This window comes from Aliiruegeria lutimaris, from assembly GCF_900099935.1.
GTDB lineage: Bacteria > Pseudomonadota > Alphaproteobacteria > Rhodobacterales > Rhodobacteraceae > Tropicimonas > Tropicimonas lutimaris.
The window spans coordinates 1-2,851 of record NZ_FNEK01000163.1 but is presented as its reverse complement, the minus strand read 5'-3'; the positions used below and the strand labels follow the sequence as shown (position 1 = coordinate 2,851).

The 2,851-nt window shown below is 55.2% G+C and carries 2 protein-coding genes; one reads left to right on the top strand and one right to left on the bottom strand.

Annotated elements, in window-relative coordinates:
* Nucleotides 1-198: 198 nt before the first annotated feature.
* The gene (locus BLR85_RS28095; RefSeq protein WP_170844822.1) at nt 199-1,335 is read right to left on the bottom strand and encodes a phosphotransferase; all 1,137 of its coding nucleotides are present in this window, start codon (nt 1,333-1,335) and stop codon (nt 199-201) included.
* Between the two features lie 487 nt (nt 1,336-1,822).
* Between BLR85_RS28095 and BLR85_RS28090 the strand changes: the two genes are divergently transcribed.
* Entirely contained in the window at nt 1,823-2,626 is an 804-nt protein-coding gene (locus BLR85_RS28090; RefSeq protein WP_093165155.1) for an FkbM family methyltransferase, read from the top strand.
* Nucleotides 2,627-2,851: the final 225 nt, after the last annotated feature.

Genomic DNA, 2,851 nt, shown 5'->3' with positions numbered 1-2,851 from the left:
GGCTCCTTTCCTCGCAGTCGATGACAACTGCACTTTGGCACGTTCGATGCCGGTGGAGCAGGAGCCATCCACCTCATCCGCAATGCGCAGGAAGCGGACCACATCGCCCAGGCGACGGCACTGCTAAAACATTGCCCGACGAAGCAACTGCATGGGAAGGTCCAGTTTGCCGACGGTGGCGACACCTCATGGTTTCTGTCAGATGTCTGGAATGCCCCGGATACTGGACACAGCCTCTTCACCAAGATCCAAGAAGTAGCCCTGAAGTTCTGAAATCCTGTCGATGAAGCGATCTTTGGGTACTCCGACGATCTTCTCGACAATTGGCTCAAAGTCCGGATCGCGTAATAGCGGCAGCCACGGTCCCAATGCCCCAAGACCAAGCATCAAGGACGTTGACGCGACAAAACCCAATCGAGCATCGGCCTCACTACCTTTCCAAGCCGCATCCCTCAGGCCCATGAGGTAGCCGGAGAAGACGCTCTGCTCTAATCGGCGCGTGTCCTCCGGCTCAACTTCCATGAACTGAAGGCTGACTCCAACCGTCGCCGCAAGCTCTTCGCCGACGACACCCGGACCGACAAATGCCCAGTCTATCGCCACAACAGCTTCTTCTTGGCGATCATCGGGCTGCATCATCAGGTTGCGCCTGAATGCATCGTGGTGGCACAGGCAACTCGGCAACTCGCGCATGGCTTCCAGAAGGACGTCCGCATCGGACCACAATGCAAAGGTACGCTCGAGCAATGCTCCGCGAAGCCAGCGCGACACAACAGGGTCTCCCTTAAGATCCATCAGCGTGTCCAAGGTAGAGCGGGCTTCATTAACCCAGCATATGGCGCGGCTTGGCGCCATCCAGTTGCGGTGCGCGCTTGGATTGTTCAGGTTGTGTCCGTTGAACCTTCCCAATGCACGACCGGCTCTTTCGTAGGTTTCAAAATCCCAACTGGTCTGATCATTTTCGACAGCCTCCATATAGATCACGGCGGTTGCCCGGTCCGGAAATGTGACGCCAAAGCACCGAGGAGCCGCCAATCCAAAAAGGGCATCGAGGAGGCCGCTATCGTATGCCAGAGGTTCGCGCTTCCAATAAAGCCATGATCTTTGGCTGGCGCCCTGTGAAAACTCAGCGCAGGTCTTTGCGACTAATTTGAACTCCACCTCGCCCGAACTCGTTCGCGCAATTCCCGAATGGCGATTGACTCCTTCACCGCCGGTCACGGCATCAGCAAAACCGTCTTCATAACCCTTGCTGTCGAGTGACAGGATCTGAGCCGTCTGATCGTCCAATTGCCTGCGAACTGCATCAAGCAGGCCGTTGGTATCGCTGATCATCATCCATTCCCTTCGTTGCAAGCGCCAAGCGAAGAACCACGTCGATCAGAGTAACATGCCGGATGTGTATTCACCGAACTAAGAGAGGGTTGCTCGATGTCGGCCTTTTCCTTGAAACCCGACCTGGCAGAATTGCATCGTATGGCGGCTGGGCGCAGTCTCCGGACTTCTGATCGCTGCCTCGTCGAACTCTCAACCGGAGGCCGCCCGAATGGGTAGTTTGCCGACCTTGCCGCCGTTCGCGGCAACGCAGCAACTCCTTGCATTCTAACCCGACTGCCGATCATGCGAAAGAAACGCCCCTATTGTCGCGAGTGCGAAAAATACGCCATCACATGATGGCTCCGCTCGTAGAGAGCTGTTTGAAACCTCTGATTCAAAGCTATGTTAGGGTCATGATTTTGACACCAACATCGTTGATACCAATCTACAGCCAGAGTAACGCCGCGGCAGAAAGTTAACCGCCGCCCAACAGGATCGATCTCAAATGTCGGATGAAACGACGTTCGCATTGCAGTTTTTGAAAGACATCCGAGCAAGACGTGTCGAAGTTAGGCGTAACACGGAACTCTGGAAGTCGATTGACAGGGACCTGGCGTCAAACCCACCTCAAGTTCGAGAAGGACCTCGCAGCATCGAGGGGCTTGCGGAGTTTTCTTGGCCGCTGGCTCACTGGAACCACGGGCAGAGGTTACAGGATTTCTGGGTTGCGTATGAACTTGGAGCGAAGCGGAACGGTTACTTTGTGGAGTTTGGCGCTGCAAATGGAACCAACATGTCAAATACTGTCATGCTGGAGCGGCGCTTCGGCTGGACGGGTATCCTCTCGGAGCCCAATCTAGGGTTTCACAATGAGATTCGGCGCTCACGGAAATGCCGTTTTACGCCAAAGGCCGTACATGACGCTACCGGCACGAAACTGGAGTTCGTTTGCGCGTCGCGGCCGATGCTGTCTCGGCTCGCGGTTTCAGAAGATGCGCGCAACGAAGATTTCATCGCAGAAGAAATAGTTCAGGTCGAAACTATCACCCTCAATGACTTGCTAGACGAGTTCGCGGCTCCTTCCATTATCGACTATATCTCGATCGACACAGAAGGCACCGAATACCAGATTCTTTCCGCTTTCGATTTTGGGGCGCGTCATGTTCGCGCCTTGTCGATCGAGCATAACTACGGCGATAGACGGGAACAGATCCACGCATTGATGACAGCCAATGGCTATGTACGCCGGTTCGAGTACCTATCAGGATTCGACGATTGGTATCTGCATCGCGACGATGTTGCCGACTGAAGCCTGTCCGGTTTAGGTCTGCATTGGAAGACGCATCGCGCTGGCGTCAGTACCCAGGCCGGAGTTTCTTTCCCGCCATTGCTGCGCCAGCGAAATCGTTGAGAGGTGGCTCGGTTTGTCTGAACAGGTGGAAGCCGTTTTCTAAGTGGATCTTCCGCTCAGTTATGCCGCGACCGGGACTGGCCGTGGCGGGTTGAGATATGCCTGATCGGGCGTTTGCCCGTC

Excerpts from the sequence above, each read along its gene's own strand:
- BLR85_RS28095 (WP_170844822.1), bottom strand. The coding sequence starts at position 1,335 with ATGATCAGCGATACCAACGGCCTGCTTGATGCAGTTCGCAGGCAATTG.
- BLR85_RS28090 (WP_093165155.1), top strand. The coding sequence starts at position 1,823 with ATGTCGGATGAAACGACGTTCGCATTGCAGTTTTTGAAAGACATCCGA.